Below are 20,007 nucleotides of genomic sequence, written 5' to 3'. Positions count from 1 at the left end.
CCGGCGCCCGCGCCCGTCGCGCCCCGGGGCGAGGGGAACGCCTTCGCCCCGGCGCCCGCCGCGTCGTCGCCGCCCTCCGCCCCCGCACGCCGTCGCCGGGACGTGGCCGTGATCGGCATGGCGGGGCGGCTGCCCGGGTCGCCGGACCTGGACGCCTTCTGGCGACGCCTGAGCGCCGGTGACGACCTGGTCGGTCCGGTGCCCCCGGACCGCGCCGACCTGCTGGCGGACCCCGCCACGGCGGGTCTGCGCGGCGGATTCCTCGCGGACGTGGCCGACTTCGACGCCGCCTTCTTCCGGATCTCCCCGGCCGAGGCCCGGCTGATGGACCCCCAGCACCGGCTGTTCCTGGAGACGGTCTGGCGCGCCTTCGAGGACGCCGGATACCGGCCGCAGGAGCGCGCGGGCACCTCGACCGGCGTGTTCGTGGGCATGGCCACCTCGGACTACGGCGAGCTGATCACCCGGTCCGGCGTGGAGTCCGAGGCCCACATGGCGACCGGAGTCGCCCGCTCCCTCGTCGCCAACCGCGTCTCCCACCTGCTCGACCTGCGCGGCCCCAGCGAGACCGTCGACACGGCCTGTTCCAGTTCCCTGGTGGCCCTGCACCGTGCGGTCGGAGCCCTGGCCGACGGCGAGTGCGACGCGGCGATCGCGGGCGGCGTCAGCCTGGCGCTGAGCCCGGGGCTGTTCCAGGTGTTCGACCGCTCCGGCATGCTCAGCCCCACCGGACGCTGCCGCACCTTCGACAGGGACGCCGACGGATACGTCCGCGGGGAGGGGGTCGGCGCGGTCCTGCTGAAGCCGCTGGAGCGGGCCGAGGCGGACGGCGACCGAATCCTCGCCGTCGTCCGGGGGAGCGCCGTCAACCACTGCGGCCGCTCGCCCTCCCTGACCGCGCCCAACCCGCGCGCCCAGGCCGACGTCGTGGTCCGCGCCCACCGGGTCGCCGGCGTCTCCCCGGCCACCGTCACCTACATCGAGACCCATGGCACCGGCACCCGGCTCGGCGACCCGATCGAGGCCGAGGGCCTCAAGGACGCCTTCGCCCGCCTGTACGGCGACACGGGCGAGCCCGTACCGGCCGAGCCGCACATCACCCTCGGCTCGGTGAAGACCAACATCGGCCACCTGGAGGCGGCTGCCGGGATCGCCGGACTGCTCAAGGTGCTGCTGGCCATGCGGCACCGCACGCTGCCCGCACATCTGCACCTGCGGGAGGCGAACCCCTACCTCCGGCTGGACGGCACCCCCTTCCGCATCGGCACCACGTCCACCCCGTGGGACGGGGCCAAGGACGAACACGGGCGGCCCTCCTGGCGGGCCGGGGTCAGCTCGTTCGGGTTCGGCGGCACCAACGCCCATGTCGTCCTGGAGGCCTGGACAGCGCCCGACGGCGCACCCCGGGCCGCCGCGCGCGCCCACGAGCTGCCGCGGACCGAGTTCCGGCCGCGCCGCCACTGGTTCACCGCCCCGACCGCACCCCGGCCAGCGAAGACGGAGTCCCCCGTGTCGCATCCCTACCAGCAGCCAGCCACGACCGCTCAGCCGGAGACGGACGCGGATACGGAGACGGTCCCGGTCTCGCCACCTCGCCCCCGGGTGCGGCTGCAGCCCCTCGGCACGACGACACCGGCCGAGCCGGCCACCCCGAGCGAGACCCCCACCGCGAGCGGGACCCCTTCCACCCGGCCGATCCCACCAGGTCCCGGCCGGCCCGTGGCGGACGAGGCCACCGCACCTCCGGCAGCGCACTCGCGCGGCGACTCCGGGCCCTCCGCGACGGAGATCCGCGCCACCGTACGAGGCCTCGTCGCCGATGTCCTCGGCCTGCCCGCCGCCGACCTCGCGGACGACACGCCCTTCGCGGACCTGGGCCTGGACTCCATCTTCCGCATGGACGTGGCCCGTGCCCTGAACGACCTGCACGGCCTCGACCTTCAGGGCGCCGACCTCTACGAGCACGACTCCGTCACCGCACTCGCGGCCCATGTGCTGGGAGCCGCCGGGGCCGGCGCGCCCCGGCCTGCGCCACGCGAGATCCCGCCGTCGACCCCCGCGAACGAGCGGACGAGGCACGAGCGGACACGGCACGAGCCGCCACCGAGCGAGCCCGCACCGAGCGAGCCCGCACCGAACGGCGAGGCGGCGAACAGCGAGGCGCCGGATGCCCGCGAGGACGCCCGAGACGCGCTGCGGCGCCTTCTGGAAGAGGTCCTCGGCCGTCCCTTCGACCCGGCGGTCACCTTCGAGGACAACGGCTTCACCTCCTTCGACATGCTCCGCGGCGTCAGCGCCCTGGAGACCGGCCTCGGCGCCCTGCCCAAGGCCCTGCTGTTCGAGCGGCCCACCCTGGACCGACTCACCGACGCCCTCTGTCAGACGCACGGCGAGGCGGCCGTCGCGCGGGTACGGGCCCCGGCGCGGGAACGCACCCCCGCACCCGCCTCCGCACCCGACCCCGCCCCCGGCCCCGTCGGCCGGGCCGGCACGCTCGTCCGTGCCGAGGCCGCCGCCGACCCCGAACTGGGCCCGGTCATAGCCGAGTTGGAGCGCAAGCACGGCAAGGAGAGCGGGCTCGGCGGCCGTGACATCGCCCCGTACCTCTTCCTCGGCGCCGAACGCCGCGGCTTCTTCGCCCTGTCGAAGCGGGACCGCGCCATGCTCGTGTGGAACTACACCGGTCCCGAGGACCACTTCGCCGAGCTGGCCGCCGAGTACTTCGACCAGGCCCGGCGCGCCGGACTGCGACCCAACCTCCTGTCCCTGGTCCGGCTGGAGGAGGTGGGCGGCGCCCGGGTCACCGCGACGCCCTTCGGCGCGCTCCAGCGCATCGAGGACGTGGGAGCCTTCACGCTGTCCGGCGGGCGGATGAGCCGGCTGCGCTACATGGTCAAACGGTTCGAGAAGGCCGGGACCTGCCGTACGGCCGAGTACCGGAGCGGCGACGACCCGGGCGTGGACGCGGAGCTGGCCACCCTGGTGGACGGCTGGGCGGCGACCAAGCAGATGGTCAACCCGTACGTCCGGCGGGTGCGAGAGGAGCTGGCGGCCGGTCGACTCGACGAGCGCCACCGGCTCTTCCTGACCACCGTGGACGGCGTCACGGTGAACGCTGTCGTGATCACCCGGATCCCGTCCGAGAACGGCTACCTCCTCGACGTCGAGTTCTACCCGGACCGCATGCCGCTCGGCGGACTGGAGTTCGCGCTCGTGCGGATCCTGGAGCGACTGCGTGAGGAGGGCTGCGAGGTCTTCAGCTTCGGGGCCAGTTTCGGCGGCGAGATGGGCACGTCGCCGAACGCGTCCGAGACCGCCGTACGCGCCCTGGCCGAACTCCGTGACGCCGGTGTCTTCGGCGGGGGCAACTACCAGTTCAAGAACAAGTTCCGGCCCGAGAACCAGACCCTGTACCTGGTGCAGCCCGAGGGCGAGGCCGCCAGCGAGGTCAGCGACGTGATCCTGATGATCGCCGACCCCGCGACGCCCGCGACCGCCGTCGTCCCCGCGCCGGAGGACCCCGCGACGCCCGCGACGGCTGCCGCGCCCGCGCCCGAGGAGCCCGCGCCCGACCGCGCCCCGCGTGCGGCCCAACTGGCCGCGCACGGCCACAATCCCGTCCGGCTGCCGCACGTGGCCGTCGAGCTGGACCTCGTGACCGACTCCTGGGCGGACCGTGCCGACCCGTGGCAACGGGAGCGCAGGCAAGCCCTGGCAGAGCTGGCGGACGCGGCCGGGGTCACGGGGGAGGAGCCGCCGGCCGTGTCCTGGCTGCCGTTCGCCCACCGGTTCTTCGCGGCGTCGGGCCGCACGGCGGAGGACCGGCTGTGCCGGGCCTGGCCGGGGCCCCGCGGCCGGGTCCTGCACGGATCCGCCTTCCCGACCTGGCTGGCCGCTCTGGTGGAGCACGGCTTCGATCCCTCGGCCGCGCTGCCCGTGGCCGGCGAGGGCCCTTTCGCGGCGGACCTCGATCTGGCGGCGCTGGAGGACGCGTTGGATCGGCACGCGGGGGACGTCTCCTTCGTCCTCGTGGAACCCGCCGCCAACGCCCACGGCGGCGCGCCGTCGTCCCTGGAGAACCTGCGCGGCGTCGCGGAGCGGACGAGGGCCCGGGACGTGCCGCTGGTGCTGGACGCCACCAGGCTGCTCGACAACGCGGTGCTGGTGGCCGGCGCGGAACCGGGCCGGCCGGGCCGCGACCCCTGGGAGGTGGCCGCAGAGATGCTGGGCCTCGCCCAGGCGGTGACGTTCAGCCTGTCCAAGGACTTCGGGGTCGACGGGGGCGGCCTGATCGCCACCGGCGACGAGCGGCTGGCCGAGCGGCTCACGGAGCGGATGCTGGAACGCGGCCGGGAACCGGGGCTGACCGCACGCCGACTGCTGTCCGCCGCCCTGCTGGACCAGGAGCACACGAGGGGGCTGGTGGCCGAGCGGGTGGCCAACGTGGCCGCGTTCCGGCAGCGCCTGGAGCTGGGCGGGGTGCCTCTGGTGCCCGGCCCTTCGGCGCACTGCGTGCTGCTCGACGTCGACAAGGCCGCCGACGGCGTCACACTCCGCCACCCCGTCGCCTCCTACCTGGCCGCGATCTACGCGGCCACCGGCGTACGCGGCGGCCCCCATCTCGGCCCGGCCGCACGTCTCACCGACGGTTCCGCGCCGCCCGAGCGGCGCCTGATCCGGCTCGCCGTACCGCTGGGCATGGACCGCGGGACGCTGGAGCGGGCCGCCGACCGGCTCGCGGTGCTCGTCGCCGATCCGGCGTCGGTGGCGGACCTCACGCAGGTGCCCGGCGCCCCCGGCCCCGCCGCACTGCGCTCCTACCACCCGGCGGACGCGCTGCCCGCCGACATCCGCCAGGCCTTCGAGGAGGAGCCCGCGCCCGCCGTCCCGGTGTCGGAGAACTACGACCTGCTGCGGGAGCGGGCCCCCGGGACGCGGCGGCACCTGCTGCCCATGGCGGGCGGCGCGGTGGAGGTGTTCGACTGCGGCAGCGGCCCGGTCCTGCTCATGCTGCCGCCCTTCAACGTCGGCGGCGGCGTCTTCGCCGACCAGGTCGCGGGCCTGTCCGACCGCTACCGGGTACTGGTCGTCCACCACCCCGGCGTCGGCGCCACCACCGGCGCGGACGACATCTCGCTGCCCGGCATCGCCGACCTGTACCGCGACGTCCTGGACCGGCTGGGGGTGACCGGCCCCGTGCACGTGATGGGCACCTCCTTCGGCGGCCTTCTCGCGCAGAGCTTCGTCCTCGCCCACCCCGACCGGGCCGCGTCGCTGGCCCTGGTGTGCAGCTCGTACAAGTACGCCAACCGGGTGGGCGAGGTGAACCGCCTGGAGGACCTGGTCGCCGAGGACCTGGACCGGATCGTCGCGGCCGGCGCCCAGGACGTGGCGCGGCACCGGAGCCTGTACACGGCACGGCTGCTGCGCTGCGAGAGCATGGCCCCGCACATCGGGCTGCGCTACCTGGACGTCTTCGCCCAGCAACCCGACCTGCTGGGACGGCTCGGCGACATCGCCGTGCCCACCCTCGTCGTGGCCGGCGGCGTCGACGCCGTCGTACCGCGCAAGACCTCGCACCTGATGCACGGCGCCATCCCCGACGCCCGCTACCACGAACTGCCGCTGGCCGGGCACTTCCCGACCGTCACCGACCCCGACGGGGTGACCGCGGCCCTGGCGGCCTTCCTCGCGGACCTCGGCGCCACCGGGGAGGCCCGATGAGCGCCACGCCCGCCGGGTACGGGATCGAAGCCCTGGACGTGTACGCGGGCAGCGCCGCCGTCAGTGCCCGCGCGGTGTTCGACGGACGAAACCTCGACGCCCGCCGCTTCGACAACGTCGCCTCCGACCGGCGTTCGGTGGCCCTGCCCTTCGAGGACCCCGTCACGCACGCCGTCAACGCCGCCCGCCCGCTGCTGGACCGGCTGGCCCCCGCCGACCGCGACCGGATCGAACTCCTCGTCACCAGCAGCGAGTCCGGCATCGACTACAGCAAGTCCATCGCCTCCTATGTGCACGAACACCTCGGCCTGCCGCCGACCTGCCGGCTCGTGGAGATGAAACAGGCCTGCTACGCGGCCACCGCCGCGCTGCAGCTCGCCGTCGCCTACCTGGCCGCCGGGCTCTCGCCCGGTGCGAAGGTCCTCATCGTCTCGACCGACATGTCCCTGGCCGACGAGCGCGCCCAGTACGCCGAGCCGGTCACCGGAACGGGAGCCGTGGCCCTGCTCGTCGGCGACCGTCCCCGTGTCCTCACCGCCGACCTGGGGGCGTTCGGCGTGCACAGCTTCGAGACCCTGGACTCCGCCCGGCCCCGCCCCGACCTCGACATCGCGGACGCCGACCGATCGCTCATGGCCTATCTGGAGTGCTTCTCGCGCAGCTTCGCCGACTACCGCTCCCGGGTGGAGGGGGCCGACTTCGCGACGACCTTCGATCTGCTCGCCCTGCACACCCCGTTCTCCGGCATGGTCAGGGCCGCACACCGCAGGCTCATGCGCGAGCTGTACCGCAGCCCCGCCGACGCCGTGGCCGAGGACTTCGAACGCCGGGTCGCCCCGTCGCTGGTCCACCCCGGCCAGACCGGCAACCTGTTCTCCGGCTCGCTCTACCTGGCGCTGGCCAGCGCGTTGGACCACGCCGAGCTCGACGGGCCCGCCCGCGTGGGCCTGTTCTCCTACGGTTCCGGTTGCTCCTCGGAGTTCTTCAGCGGCGTCGTCGGGCCGGAGTCGGCCGCCGCCGTCGCCGAGGCGCGGATCGGGGCCCGGTTGCGGGCCCGCGCCGACCTCGACTTCGCGGAGTACACGGCGCTGCTCGCGGAGAACGCCGCATGCCTGCGACCCGCATCGCACCGCGACGTCGACCCCGTCCGCTACGACGCCCTGCTGAGCCGGGCCGTGGACCGTCCCGAACTGCTCGCGCTGACCGGCGTGCGCGATCACCACCGCCAGTACGCATGGATCTGACGAACCGGAGGTACCCCCAGTGAACGGATCGGCCGAGAGCGTCCCCGCGACGGACCATGCCGAGGAACGGGTCCTGGCGGTGTTGCGCCGCACCACCCTGGAGATCGTGCCGGAGGTGGAAGCGGCCCTGTTCACGCCCGACCGGACCCTCTCCGACCTGGGCTGCAACAGCATCGACCGGGCGGAGATCGTCACCCTGACCATGGAGGAGCTGGACATCGCGGTGCCCGTGCACGAGTTCCACCAGGGGATGGACCTCGGCACCCTGGCCGCGATCATGCGCAAGCAGCTGTGAGCGGACCCGCCGCGGACGGCCGCGCGGTGGTGGTGACCGGGCTCGGCGTGCTCGGCGCCGTCGCGGCCGACCCCGAGGACCTGACCGTCGCGCTGCGCTCGGGACGCTGCGCCCTCACCGCGCCGGAGCCCCCCGCCGACGCGGACCGACCCGGCGTGTCCTGGCCCGCGTTCACGGCCGAGCTGGCGGCGGACGACGTCCCCGGACGGGCGCTGGACGCCCTGCCCGGTCTGCCGCAGGACCTGCGGACCGCGGCGCGGCGGACCGCGCTGCGGGCGCCTGCGCCGGTGTGCGCGGCCGTCGTCGCCGCGCTTCAGGCGTGGCTGGAGGCCGGGCTCGACCGCACGGCGCCGCCGCCCGAGCGCATCGGCGTCGTGGTGGCCGGAAACAACCTCACGGAGCGGGTCACCGAGGACGGCCGGACCCGCGCCGAACGCAACCCGGTCTATCTGCCCGCTCGTTACGCCCTGCACCACCAGGACACCGACCATGTGGCCACGCTCAGCCGCGTCCTGGGCGTGCGCGGGGAGGGCTGCACGGTCGGCGGGGCCTCGGCGAGCGGCAACCTCGCCCTCGTGCACGGCGCCCGGATGCTCGCCGCCGGGGCGGCCGACGTGTGTCTCGTCGTGGGCGCCATGACCCGGCTGTCACAGTTGCAGACCCGCGGCTACCTCACCCTCGGTGCGATGGCGCCGGCGCACGGCGCACCCGCCCGTCCGCCGGCGCCGTTCGACACCGGGCACCGCGGCTTCCATCCCGGGCAGGCGGCGGCCTGCGTGGTCCTGGAGACCGCCGCGTCCGCGCGCCTGCGCGGCGCGCAGGCGCTGGCCGGGCTCGCGGGCGCCGCCGTCGTCCTGGACGGCAACCACCTGGCCGACCCGTCGGTGGACGGCGAGGTCCGGGCCATGGAGGGCGCGCTGGCGCAGGCGGGTGTGAGCGCGGCCGACGTCGGCTGGGTCAGCGCGCACGGCACCGGATCGCCCCTGGGGGACCGGACCGAGGCCGACGCCCTGCGCAAGGTCTTCGGAACGGGCGACGACGGCCCCTGGGTCAACGCGACCAAGTCCCTCACCGGCCACTGCCTCAGCGCGGCCGGCGTCGTCGAGGCCGTGGCCGCCGTACTCCAACTGCGGGCCGGCTTCGTGCACCCCGATCCGGGGCTGCGCCGGCCCGTCGACGCCGGCCTGCGCTTCACCGGCGGCGAACCGCGGCGGGCGCGCGGCGGGTTCGTGCTGTCGAACGGATTCGGGTTCGGCGGCATCAACTCGGCGGTCGTCCTGTCCCACCCGCAGGCCTGAACCGGGCCGTTGGAGTCCGCCGATGCTCAGTAGTGAACAGAACCGGGGCGTCGCCGGGACATAGCGTCGGGCTCCGTGCCGGGTGCGGACGCGCGGGGCGACGAGGAAGGGCTTCCTATGACGGACACGACCGACACCACCGGACCGGCGCGGGACCCCGGGGCCGAACCCCCCGTGTTCCCGCAGGAAAAGGCGCCGGGCTGCCCCTTCGACCCGCCTCCCGCCTACCGCCGGTTCCAGGCCGAGGACCCGTTCGCCCGGGTCACCCTGCCCAGCGGTCAGCGGGCGCGCCTGGTTACCCGGCACCGGGACGTACGGGCCGTGCTGGACGACCCGCGCTTCAGCGCCGACAGCTCCCGCCCCGACTTCCCCCGGATGTTCCCCCGGCCGGTGCCCCAGGTCCTCCAGGGCACCTTCCCCCGGCTCGACGGCGCCGAGCACCTGCGCTACCGCCGCATGCTGGCCCGGGACTTCACCGGCCGGAGGGCCGAGGAACTGCGGTCCCGGATCGAGCAGATCGTCGATGCGCGCCTGGACCTGATGGAGGAGACGGGCGGCCCACTGGACCTGATGGAGGCGCTCGCCTACCCCGTGCCGTCCACCGTCGTGTGCGAGCTGCTCGGGGTGCCGCCCGAGGACAGCCCGCTGTTCGAGTCCCGTACCCGGGTCCTCATCAACGGCCGCAGCGGTCCGGAGGAGACGCAGCGGGCCAAGGACGACATCCTCCATCACCTCGAAGGGGTGGTGGCGGCCAAGGAGAAGCAGCCCGGCGACGACCTCATCAGCCGGCTGCTGGTCGAGCAGGTGGCTCCCGGACTGCTGGACCGCGCGGAGGTCGCCGTCATCGCCTGGCTGCTGCTCGCGGCCGGCCACCACACCACGGCGACCATGATCGGCACCGGCACCATGCTGCTGCTGGAGAACCCGGAGCAGCTGGCCGCCCTGCGCGCCGACCCGGCACTGGTCCCGGGCGCGGTGGACGAACTGCTGAGGCATCAGACGGCCATGCAGATCGGCATGAACCGGATCGCGACCGAGGACGTCGCCATCGGTGACGAGACCGTGCGCGCGGGGGAGGGCGTGGTGTGTCAGCTGGCGTCCGCCAACCGGGACGCCGACGTCTTCCCCGGCCCCGACCGCTTCGACGTCACCCGCACCGCCCGCGGTCACCTGGCCTTCGGCCACGGTCCCCACCAGTGCCCCGGCCAGTCCCTCGCCCGGGTCGAGCTGCAGGTCGTCCTGGAGCGGCTGTTCACCCGGCTGCCCGCACTGCGGCTCGCCGTCCCCGCCGCCGACGTGCCGTTCTGGCATCACCTGTTCGGCATCCACGGAGTCAGGGAGCTGCGCGTCACCTGGTGAACCCGCGTCGTCCGTCGCCCGCGGCGCCGGACGGCCCGGGCGCATCCGCGGCCCCGTCCAACCGACGCAGGAGGAGTCGTTGTCGGAGGTACAGGCACAGCAGGAGCTGGTCCACCGGTTCGACGGGCTGCGTGCGGCCTCGCTGTCCACGCGGCGCAGCGAGAAGTGGCGGCGCTACCCGCCCGACATCCTCCCGGCGTTCATCGCCGAGATGGACTTCCCCGTCGCCGAACCGGTGATCGACGCCGTCCGCGCGCACCTGGTCGAGGGCGGCGACCTCGGCTACGCCTACGCCTACACCACCGACGCCTCCGTGCAGCGGGCGTTCGCGGCCTGGGCGCGGGCGCAGTACGGCTGGCGGGTGGAGCCGCGCAGGGTGGTGCTGTTCCCGGACACCATGCGGGTGATGGAGGTGGCGCTGGAGCGGTTCACCGAGCCGGGCGACGGCGTCGTGGTCGACGTGCCGGCCTATCCGCCCTACTTCGAGGCCATCTCCGCGGCCGGCCGTCAGGTGGTCGCCCAGCCGATGCGGCTGCGGGGCGGCCGCTGGCGGCTCGACCTGGAGGGGCTGGCCCGCGCCTTCCGGTCCGGGGCCGCCGCGTACTTCCTGTGCAATCCGCACAATCCCACGGGGCGCGTCCTGACCGTCGAGGAGCTCCGCGAAGTGCTGGCACTGGCGGCCGAGTTCGGCGTCGCGGTGATCTCCGACGAGGTGCACGCCCCCCTCACCCATCCGGGGCGCCGGCACGTGCCGCTGGGCTCGCTGCCCGAGGCGGCCCGGGTGGCGACGGTCACGGCCGCCTCGGCGAGCAAGGGCTGGAACCTGTCCGGCCTGAAGTGCGCGATGGCGGTGGCGGGCCGGCCCCGGGACCACGAGCGGCTCATGGAGATGCGGCCCAGGGAACGGGACGGCGTCGGCATCCTGGGCGTGAGCGCGAGTGAGGCCGCCTTCACCCGGGGCGATCCGTGGCTGCGCACGGTACGTCACTATCTGCACGGCAGCCGGCGGATGCTCGTCGAACTGTTCGAGTCCTTCGGTCCCGACCTGGTGCTGGTGCCGCCCGAGGCGAGCTATCTGGCCTGGCTCGACGGCCGGCGGCTGGCGGACCGGCTGGGCAGCGGCGATCTCGCGGGGTTCTTCCTCGCCCGGGGGAAGGTCGCCCTCAGTGACGGCCGGGAGTACGGGAGCGAGGGCTTCATCAGGCTCAACTTCGGTACGTCCCAGCGGTTGCTGGAGGAAATGGTGCGCCGCATGGAGAAGGCGGTGCGGGAGGAGGCCCCCGATTCAGGTGGCGCCGGTGGGGCGCCACCGCGAAGTGTTCCGGGATATCCCGCGCCGGTGTGCGGGTCTTATAGACCGGCGGACAACGAGGAATTCTCCAGATAATCCGTCAGCTCGGCTATGTGAATGCACAGATGCGCGTCCTCGGTGCGATGCACCACGCCGGCCACGGAAAACCTCTTGAGGAAGTACCCGACGCGGGAACGCGTCGTCCCGACCATTTCCGCAAGCTCCTCCTGCGTTATCCGGTCGCGAATGAGGGCGGTCTGGGCCCTGCGGTTCCCGAATTTTTTCCCGAGGTTCACCAGAAGTGCCGCAAGTCGGTGTTCGCTGTCCATCGTCACCAGATTGGCAATTACTTGCTGCTGCTCCAGCAGGCGGTTCGCCATATGGTGGATCAGGGCCTCGCGCAGGGGCGGGCCGCAGTCGTTCACGATCTGTGCGACGCGGACCTGGATCAACACCGTGACCTGCATGGCCTGTGCGGTCTCGGTGCGGTTGGCGGCCAGTGCGCTGGACTCCCCGAACACGTCACCGGGTCCGTGTATGGACAGGAGGCACTGCTTGCCGTCACGGGTGTGCGTCAGTGTTTTGATCTGGCCGCTCTCGACGAGATAGACGTGTGCGTCGGGCTGTCCCAGATTATAGACGTGTTCTCGGCGGCCGACCTTTATCCGCGTCCCTCTGAGGGCTCCTCTCCCAGCCGCTTCCTGAAGTGCTTCGGCCAGGGTGCGCTCGGCGTTACAGAAGGATTCCATTCTGCTCCCGGTGATCGACTTCGGTCGGCAAAGCTCCTGGTGAAAACCGTTAGTCGTGATCGAATTCCTGCGCCGAATCTAAGACATCGGACCCAGACAGGGGTAGGGCTAGGGTCCAGGTTGGCTGCAATTGACCGTAACCTGATGGGACGTCGCGGCGCAGTGCGGCAAATTCCGTGGAATAATTAATTCCGATTTGTGTCCGGTGGGGCGCAAGGGGTGGACCGGCTGCTGAAGTGACTGGTAAACGCGGGGACGCAGGGGGGATGCAGGGGTGCGGTCGACCGCGTTGATGTCGCTTTGTGTCGGATTATTCGCGAAGTATGCGCGCGAGTTTGCGTCACTTTTGGCTCCCTGGCGTGATGGCAACCGCTTTCGGCCGGACGGTCACGGTCGGCGGCGGTTGTCCGCCCGACGGCGGTACGGCTTGCCCCAGGAGTGAAAGGCCTGCTGGCACGATGGCTCGCGGGGAGTCGCGTTGCGAAGGTCGAGGGGTCCGCCCACCGCAGCGCCGCACCCGAAGGAACCTCCCATGCGCAGCTCTCGCCTCGCCGCCGTTTCCCTGGTCGGCGTCGTCGTCTCCGGTCTCGCCGTCTCGACCGCGGTCCCGGCTTCGGCGGGGTCGGCCTCGCACGCCGCGGCCGGGCCGTCCGTGTCGTCGAGCCCGGCGAAGCGCCGGACGCTCACGCTTCCGGCGCCGCGCGGCCGCTACGCCACCGGAGAGTCGGCCTTCCGGCTCGTCGACGACGAGCGGCCGGACCCGTGGACGCCCGACACGCCCTACCGCGAGCTGATGGTCAGCGTCTTCTATCCGGCGGGGCACACCGGTGACCGGCCGTTCACGCGGCAGTTGCCGCCGGCGGTGGCCGCGGCCGTCGGGTCGGCGGTCGAGGAGGGAGACGAACTGCCCGCGGGCCTGGTGGACTGGGCCGCGACCAGGACGCACTCGGCGAAGGACGCCGCGGTGGCGCCGGGCCGCTTCCCGGTCGTCCTGTACTCGCCCGGCGCCGGGGACCCGCGGGACTGGAACGTGTCGCTGGTCGAGGACCTCGCCTCGCGCGGCTTCGTGGTGGTCACCGTCGACCACACCGGGGAGGCGCCGGGGGTGCAGTTCCCGGACGGCCACATGGTCGGCAACGGGCCGCTGACGGCGGCCTGGGCCCAGGCGTTCGAGAACGGCACGACACTGGCGTTCTTCACGAAGCTGATGGACGCGCGCACCGCCGACACCCGGCTGGTGCTCGACCGGCTGACGAGCCTGCCGGGCCGCCTGACCGGCGCCATGGACCTGAACCGGATCGGCATGCTCGGGCACTCCGCCGGCGGGTTCACGGCGGCGAACACGATGTACGGCGATCCGCGGATCAAGGCCGGCGTCGACATGGACGGCACCCTGGAGTACTCCGTCAAGCCCGACGGCAGCAATCTGAGCGAGGTCGCGCTGCACGGGCTGGACCGCCCGCTCCTGCTGATGGGCAACAGCTCCGCGGCCAACGGCAGCGACGTGCACCGCGAGTCGTCCTGGGCGTCGTTCTGGCAGCACCAGCGGGGCTGGAAGGCCGACGTCACGCTGGACGACTCAGCGCACGCGTCCTTCACCGACGCCGAGGCGCTGCTGCCGCAGCTGGCCGACCGGGTGCCGGCCGCGACGCTGGCCGAGGCGGTCGGGACGGTCGACCCGCACCGTGCGGTGGCCGCGAACCGGGCGCTGGTGGCCTCGTTCTTCGACCGGTTCCTTAAGGGGCGCGACGACCACCTGCTGGACGGCGGTGCGTCGAAGTACCCGATCACCTTCGTCCGGTAGCCCGCGTCCGCCAGGGGCCCCGACCGCTCGGAACCCCTTCGCGAGGCCGCGGGCTCTCGTCGGTCCCCCCGCCCTTCGCCCCGCCGTTCGCCCGACGGGGCGGACTGCTCGACGAACACCCGCAGATCTGGGCCGAGTCGTGGGGGCCGTCGCCGGTCTCGCACCAGAGCGAGCACAACGCCTTCGAGGACGCGCACCTCGAGCCCAAGGCGTACCGGAACGCCCGGTGCGTCATGCCCGGTGTGCGGCGGATGGCGGCGATCAGGGTCGGCATGTCTCTCCGGTGGGACGGAAAGCGCTCGGCGCAGCGGGGACGTCCGCGCCGCCCGAGCGCGACTGACGGGTGGTGGGCAGTGGACGGGGGCAGGGGACAGGGGCGGGGGGTGGTTCGCGTGGGGGGGGGCGTGCCGCGTCGGGTCAGGCCGCCGTCTGCCGGATCGGTCGCGGGGCGGTATCCGTCCGGCGCCGACGGGCGGAAAGGCCGAGCGTTGCGGTGGCGGCGGCCCCGGCGAGGGCGAGTACGCCCAGGGCGTCGGCCCTCGTGCCGACGGCGGAGGCGAGGGCGAGCACCACGAGCGGGCAGATGAACTGGCCGAGGAAGAAGGAGCCCGTCCACAGTCCGGTGCCCCGGCCCCGGTCGGCGTAGTCGAGCCGGGACATGGCGAGGGTGAGCAGGCTGGGCAGCATGATGCCGCCGCCGAGGCAGTTGATCACGGCGCCGAGGGTGAGCACGACGGGGTCGGGGGCGAGCCAGATCACCGCGAAGCCGAGGGTGCACAGCCCGAAGGCGATGGGCAGCCAGTCCTGCGCGCGCCGGCCGGCCCGGGTGAAGACGAAGGCGCCGATCACGATCGCGGCGCTGGAGCCGGCGCCGGCGAGTCCGATCACCGCGGAGTCGCTCACGCCCATGTCGTCCAGGAGGAACGCCATCTCCACCTGGACGGTGTAGAAGAGGACGGCTCCGAGGACGGTCAGCGCGCAGGTGCCTGCCAGCGGGCGCCAGGGGAAGGAGCGTTGGGTGACCGGTTCCCGGACGGGGGAGGGCTCGCCCGCGAGGCCGTCCGGTCGGGGCCGGGGCAGGAAGGCGGCCATGGCGGGCGCGAGCAGCAGGCTCACGGCGTAGGCCCAGAACGGCGTGCGCCAGCCCGCCGAGCCGGCCGCGCCGCCCAGGACGAAGAAGGCCGTCGCGGAGATCGAGGCGCACATCGTCTGCATCGCGAGATAGCGGTCGCGTTGCCGGCCGGAGTAGTAGTCGCCGAGCAGCGTGGTGCAGCAGGTCATGATGGCGGCTTCGGCGACGCCGACGAGGGCGCGGCTGGCGACGATGGCGACGAGGGAGTCCAGCCACAGGGGGGCGGTGCCGAGGATCGCGTACACCACGGTCGCGACGACGAGCAGGCGTGTGCGGCCGAGGCGGTCCACGAGGACGCCGGCGAAGGGGGCCAGCAGCGCCAGCGACAGGGCGGGGATCGTCAGCGCCATGGGGACGAGCGCGTCGACGCCGGGCACGTCGGCGAAGTGGTCCTGCATCTGCGGCAGGACGGGAGCGATGAGCACGGCGCCGAGAATGGGCAGACAGGCGCCGGCCATCAGCAGGGTGAGGCGGAGCCGGTGGCCGGGGCCGGACACGGTCTCCTCGGGCTGGGCGTCCGTGACCGCGCGGGACGGCGGCGACGGGAGCGGGGACACGGATGCAGGCATGCGGGAACTCCACGTGGCGTGTCGGGAGGGGAACGGGACGGTACGGCCGTCGTGGTCGGGCCGCCCGGCTTGCGGGGCGGCCCGGCGGCGGAAAGGCGACGGCTGCCACGGGCGCCCGGCGTCGTGGCGGCCCGGCGCGCCGGGCTCCCGCGCGGTCCCGGCGGCGTGTGAGGGTGCGGCTCCGGTGCCGGGTTGAGACGACTATGGGCCCACGGGCACGTCATGCCTAGCCCTCATCCGATCGATATCGAAGATGCGGATCATCCAGGGCTTGGATACCGGACGGCACGACCCGCTCGAGGGCCCCGCGGCCCGGTGGTCACGGTGACGGCGCGGCGATCCGGCCGGGTTCGGACGCGGCCAGCTCCGCTCCCACCCGGGCCGCGGTCTCGCGCAGCCAGATGTGCGCCGCGTCGTGGGTGTGCACCGGATGCCACCACAGCGCCTCCTGGAGAGGCACCGCCCCGTAGGGCGCCTCCATGAGGCGTACGGCCGCCACCCCGCTCAGCAGCTCGGCCAGCCGCTGTTGCACCAGGGCGATCCGCCGGGTGCCGGCGACCAGGAAGGGCAGCGCCTGGAAGCTGTCGACGGAGACCTCCACGTGAGGTTCGATGCCGAGCATGCTCAGCTGCCGGGCGGCCGGGGCATCGTAGAGGCGCTGGTAGGTGACCCAGGGCAGCCGGGCCAGGTCGTCCAGGGTGAGCCGGTCGCCGACCTCGTCGTTGGCCTCGGCGACGAGGAAGACCCACCGGTCGGCGAACAGCTCCACGGCGGGGAACCCGCCGATGACGCCGTGCGGCAGCAGCAGCCCGTCGGCCGTGCTGAGCAGCGCCTCCGTGTCCTCGGTGACGTCGCCGGGCGTCCGCCGGAAGAGCAGCCGTACCCCCGGGGCCTCGGCGTGCACCCTCCGGGCGAGCTCGGCGCCGAAGACGCTGAGGGCGTAGTCGGAGGTGAGCAGGGTGAACTCGTGCTCCTCGCTGCCCGGCGCGAAGTCGGCCCTGCTGGTGAAGACCCGTTCCAGCAGGTCGCACGCGGTCGCGGTGCGGTCCAGCAGTGCGCGGCCGAGCGCGGTCAGTTCGTACTGTTTGCCGACGCGGGAGAGCAGGTCGTCGTCGAAGTGGCGGCGCAGACGGGCCAGGGCGGCGCTCATCGCCGGTTGGCTGAGCCCGACGCGCCGCCCGGCGCGGGTGACATTGCGTTCCTCCAGCAGGGCCCGCAGGGACAGGACGAGGTTGAGATCGAGGCCGGAGAGGGACACGACGCCTCCAAGAGCGGATCCGCCGGGGGACAGGAGCATCTGCACGGCGGATGATCAACATCCGAAGAATCTATTTCCCAGATTACGCCCGGGGGGTCAGATTGGTTCCACCGCAATCTGGAGGACATTCCCGTGAAACCCGCAGCCGCTTCCGCGTCCTTCTCCGGACCCTTCGCCCTCGGCTCCCTCTCCGTCCCGGGCCAGGCTTCCTTCCCCGGTCTCGTGACTCCTGGAGGGCGCGTGCTGGATCTGCGCGCGGCCCTCGCAGAGCCCGCCCTGACGACCCGGCAGATCTTCGAACGCTGGGACGCACTGCTCCTTCGCCTGCACGAACTCGCAGCCGACGAGAGCGCCGACTGGCGCCCCCTGGAGGGGCTGCGGGTGCGGGCCCCGGTCGAGCCCCGCCAGGTCTTCCAGTCCGGCGCCAACTACCGGCAGCACGTGATCGACCTGGACGTGGCCCACCGGGCCCCCGACGACCCCCGCACCCCTGAGGAGGCGCGCGCGGAGATCGCCGCGGTCATGGACCGCAGGGCCGCCGAGGACCTGCCGTACGTGTTCATCGGCCTGCCGAGCGCGATCACCGGCCCCTACGACGACGTCGTCCTCCCGGACTGGGCCGAACAGCCGGACTGGGAACTCGAGTTGGCGGTCGTCATCGGGCGGCCCGCCTATCGGGTCGACGTGGACGAGGCAGGGGAGCACATCGCCGGCTACACCGTCGCCAACGACCTCACCGACCGCGCCACCGTCTTCCGCCGCGACATGAAGGCCATCGGCACCGACTGGCTGCGCAGCAAGAACGCCCCCGGATTCACCCCGCTCGGACCCTGGATCGTGCCCGCCGCGTCGATCACGGACCCCGGCGGCCTGCGCGTCACCCTGAAGCTCAACGGCGAGACCATGCAGGACGAGTCCACCGCGGACATGCTCTTCGGCATCGCGCGACTGGTGTCGTACATCTCCCGGACCTCACGTCTGCTGCCCGGCGACCTGGTGCTGACCGGCAGTCCGGCCGGCAACGGCATGCACTGGGGGCGGCTGCTGCGCGACGGGGACGTCATGGAGGGGTCGATCACCGGTCTCGGCGCGCAGCGCACGCGGTGTCTGCGGGAGGCGACGTCATGAGCCCTGACCGGCGCGACCCGGAAGGCGCGATCGCCGAGGCCGCCAAGGCGTACTCCAACTGGGGGCGTTGGGGCGAGGACGACGTGCTCGGCACGCTGAACCACCTCGACGAGGCCAAGCGCCGCGAGGGCGCGGCACTCGTCCGACGGGGCGTCAGCTTCTCGCTGTCGCAGCGGTTCGACATGAACGGGCCGCAGAAGGGCTGGCGCCGCCGCACCAACCCCGTCCACACCATGCTGGACACGGGCACCGACGCGGCCCTCGGCAACCAGGGCTTCCCGCACGGCATCGGCGGCGCCGACGACGTGATCGCGATGCCCCTGCAGTGCTCCACCCAGTGGGACGGGCTCGGGCACATCTTCGACCACGGCAAGGCGTGGAACGGGCGGGACGCCGAGAAGGTCGTCACCTCCGACGGCGACCTGGTCACCGGCATCGAGCACATGGCCCCGCACGTCGCCGGACGCGGCGTCCTCCTCGACGTCGGCCGGGTGATCGGCGACCGGCGCGGAGAACTGGCGGACGGCTTCGCGATCACCGAGGAGCACCTGACCGCGACGGCCGCGGCGCACGGCACGGCCGTCGGCCGCGGTGACATCGTCGTCGTCCGGACCGGACGGCTGTCGCGCGCCCGCCGCGAGGGCTGGGGCGACTACGCGGGCGGCGACTCGCCCGGGCTGTCCTTCACCACGGCCGGCTGGCTGCACGCGAGCGAGATCGCCGCGATCGCCACCGACACCTGGGGCTTCGAGGTACGGCCGAACGAGTTCGACGCCGCCTTCCAGCCGCTGCACCAGGTCGCCATCCCCAACACGGGCCTGCTGATCGGCGAGATGTGGGACCCCGACGCCCTCGCGGACGACTGCGCCCGCGACGGCGTGTACGAGTTCTGGCTCACCGCCGCGCCCCTGCCCATCACCGGAGCCGTCGGTTCCCCCGTCAACCCGGTCGCCGTCAAGTGACCTGTCCGACAAAGGAGTTGGCCATGGAGACAACGATGCGAAGAAAGAGAGTCCTGGTCGTCGGAGGGGGCACCGCCGGCAACGCCGTGACCGTGCTGCTGCGGCGGGCGGGCATCGACGTCGACCTCGTCGAGGCGAGGCCGGACGGGAACGTACGCGGCTCCGGCATCACCCTTCAGGGCAACGCCCTGCGCGTGCTGCGCGAGCTCGGCGTGTGGGACGAAGTCCGCGACCACGGCTTCGCCTTCGACTCCCTGGGGCTGACGGCGCCCGACGGCGCCGTGCTCCACGTCGGCGACGTCCTGCGCACCGGCGGGGACGACCTCCCCGCCACCCTGGGCATGCAGCGCCCGGTGCTCCAGCGCATCCTCGTCGACGCCGTCCGGGCGTCCGGCGCGAACGTCCGCCTCGGCGCCACCGCCGAGATCCTCACCCAGGACGACACGACGGTGACCGTCCGCCTCAGCGACGGCGCCGAGCACTGCTACGACCTCGTCGTGGCCGCCGACGGCCTGCACTCCGCGACCCGGGCCGCCATCGGCATCGACGCCGAACCCGAACCGACCGGCATGGCGATCTGGCGCGTCCCGGCGCCGCGCCCGGCCGGCGTGGAGCGCAGCGACCTCTCCCACGGCGGGCCCTGCTACATCGCCGGCTACACGCCCACCGGCAAGGACACGGTCTACGCCTACCTGGTGGAGCCCAGCCGCGACCGCGCCACGATCCCGCCCGAGTCCTACGCTCAGGAGATGCGCCGCCTCGCCGAGGGCTACGGCGGCCCCTGGGACGAGATCCGTGACTCGATCACCGACCCGGCCCAGGTGAACTACACCCGGTTCGACCGGATGCTGGTCGAGGGGCCCTGGCACCGCGGGCGGGTCGTCCTCGTCGGCGACGCCGCGCACTGCTGCCCGCCCACGATGGCCCAGGGCGCGGCCATGGCCCTGGAGGACGCCTGGGTGCTGTCCCGGCTCCTGACCAGCGGGTCCGCCTGGGACACGGAGCTGTTCACGCGCTACCACGAGCGGCGGATCGACCGGGTCCGCATGGTCGTGGACGCGTCCGTGCAGATCGGGCAGTGGCAGCTCGACGGTGTGCAGGGCGACGTGCCCCGCCTGATGGGCGCCACCATGACCGCGCTCCGGGAACTGCCGTGACGGCCCCGCCCCCGCAGGCCGCTGCCGGGCCGGGCCC

At 73.3% G+C, this 20,007-nt stretch carries 13 protein-coding genes; 10 read left to right on the top strand and 3 right to left on the bottom strand.

All coding sequences use genetic code 11. The features are described 5' to 3' along the window. Window positions 1-108 precede the first annotated feature (108 nt). The 6 genes from BG482_RS37170 to BG482_RS37145 all read left to right on the top strand — a co-directional run bounded on the left by BG482_RS37170 (window position 109) and on the right by BG482_RS37145 (window position 11,307). Entirely contained in the window at window positions 109-5,724 is a 5,616-nt protein-coding gene (locus BG482_RS37170) for an alpha/beta fold hydrolase (protein ID WP_069773621.1), read from the top strand. Continuing rightward, the gene (locus BG482_RS37165; protein ID WP_069773620.1) at window positions 5,721-6,968 is read left to right on the top strand and encodes a hydroxymethylglutaryl-CoA synthase family protein; all 1,248 of its coding nucleotides are present in this window, start codon (window positions 5,721-5,723) and stop codon (window positions 6,966-6,968) included. The genes BG482_RS37170 and BG482_RS37165 overlap by 4 nt, the downstream gene beginning before the upstream one ends. Window positions 6,969-6,987: 19 nt before the next feature. Beyond that, the gene (locus BG482_RS37160; RefSeq protein WP_079142613.1) at window positions 6,988-7,263 is read left to right on the top strand and encodes a phosphopantetheine-binding protein; all 276 of its coding nucleotides are present in this window, start codon (window positions 6,988-6,990) and stop codon (window positions 7,261-7,263) included. Continuing rightward, entirely contained in the window at window positions 7,260-8,561 is a 1,302-nt protein-coding gene (locus BG482_RS37155; protein ID WP_218108809.1) for a beta-ketoacyl synthase N-terminal-like domain-containing protein, read from the top strand. Before BG482_RS37160 ends, BG482_RS37155 begins: the two co-directional genes overlap by 4 nt. A 117-nt stretch (window positions 8,562-8,678) precedes the next feature. Beyond that, on the top strand, window positions 8,679-9,920 hold the full coding sequence (locus BG482_RS37150; protein WP_069773619.1) for a cytochrome P450: 1,242 nt from the start codon (window positions 8,679-8,681) through the stop codon (window positions 9,918-9,920). Window positions 9,921-9,999: 79 nt separating this feature from the next. Further along, entirely contained in the window at window positions 10,000-11,307 is a 1,308-nt protein-coding gene (locus BG482_RS37145) for a MalY/PatB family protein (protein WP_069773618.1), read from the top strand. Here the strand turns inward: BG482_RS37145 and BG482_RS37140 are convergent. Beyond that, on the bottom strand, window positions 11,271-11,960 hold the full coding sequence (locus BG482_RS37140) for a Crp/Fnr family transcriptional regulator (protein ID WP_079142611.1): 690 nt from the start codon (window positions 11,958-11,960) through the stop codon (window positions 11,271-11,273). The two genes, BG482_RS37145 and BG482_RS37140, sit on opposite strands and share 37 nt — an antisense overlap. Window positions 11,961-12,492: 532 nt before the next feature. Here BG482_RS37140 and BG482_RS37135 point away from each other — a divergent pair. Continuing rightward, window positions 12,493-13,764 (top strand): hypothetical protein, encoded by a 1,272-nt coding sequence (locus tag BG482_RS37135; RefSeq protein ID WP_079142609.1) that lies wholly within the window; start codon window positions 12,493-12,495, stop codon window positions 13,762-13,764. A 417-nt stretch (window positions 13,765-14,181) separates the two neighbouring features. Here BG482_RS37135 and BG482_RS37130 read toward each other — a convergent pair whose 3' ends face one another. After that, window positions 14,182-15,465 (bottom strand): MFS transporter, encoded by a 1,284-nt coding sequence (locus tag BG482_RS37130; RefSeq protein WP_069773616.1) that lies wholly within the window; start codon window positions 15,463-15,465, stop codon window positions 14,182-14,184. 319 nt (window positions 15,466-15,784) lie between these two features. Continuing rightward, window positions 15,785-16,723: a LysR family transcriptional regulator gene (locus BG482_RS37125; protein ID WP_069773615.1), complete on the bottom strand. Its 939-nt coding sequence runs from the start codon at window positions 16,721-16,723 to the stop codon at window positions 15,785-15,787. Window positions 16,724-16,855: 132 nt separating this feature from the next. Here BG482_RS37125 and BG482_RS37120 point away from each other — a divergent pair, with 132 nt between their 5' ends. Genes BG482_RS37120 through BG482_RS37110 form a run of 3 tightly spaced genes read left to right on the top strand, consistent with a single transcriptional unit; the run spans window position 16,856 to window position 19,970 of the window. Then, window positions 16,856-17,851 (top strand): fumarylacetoacetate hydrolase family protein, encoded by a 996-nt coding sequence (locus tag BG482_RS37120; RefSeq protein ID WP_176741561.1) that lies wholly within the window; start codon window positions 16,856-16,858, stop codon window positions 17,849-17,851. After that, the gene (locus BG482_RS37115) at window positions 17,848-18,813 is read left to right on the top strand and encodes a cyclase family protein (protein ID WP_069773613.1); all 966 of its coding nucleotides are present in this window, start codon (window positions 17,848-17,850) and stop codon (window positions 18,811-18,813) included. Before BG482_RS37120 ends, BG482_RS37115 begins: the two co-directional genes overlap by 4 nt. A gap of 35 nt (window positions 18,814-18,848) precedes the next feature. After that, window positions 18,849-19,970, top strand: coding sequence for an FAD-dependent oxidoreductase (locus tag BG482_RS37110; RefSeq protein ID WP_107450883.1), 1,122 nt, complete (start codon window positions 18,849-18,851; stop codon window positions 19,968-19,970). The last annotated feature ends 37 nt before the right edge of the window (window positions 19,971-20,007 follow it).

It is taken from the genome of Streptomyces sp. LUP30 (assembly GCF_001746365.1).
Lineage (GTDB): Bacteria > Actinomycetota > Actinomycetes > Streptomycetales > Streptomycetaceae > Streptomyces.
This window is presented reverse-complemented; position numbering and strand designations above follow the sequence as displayed.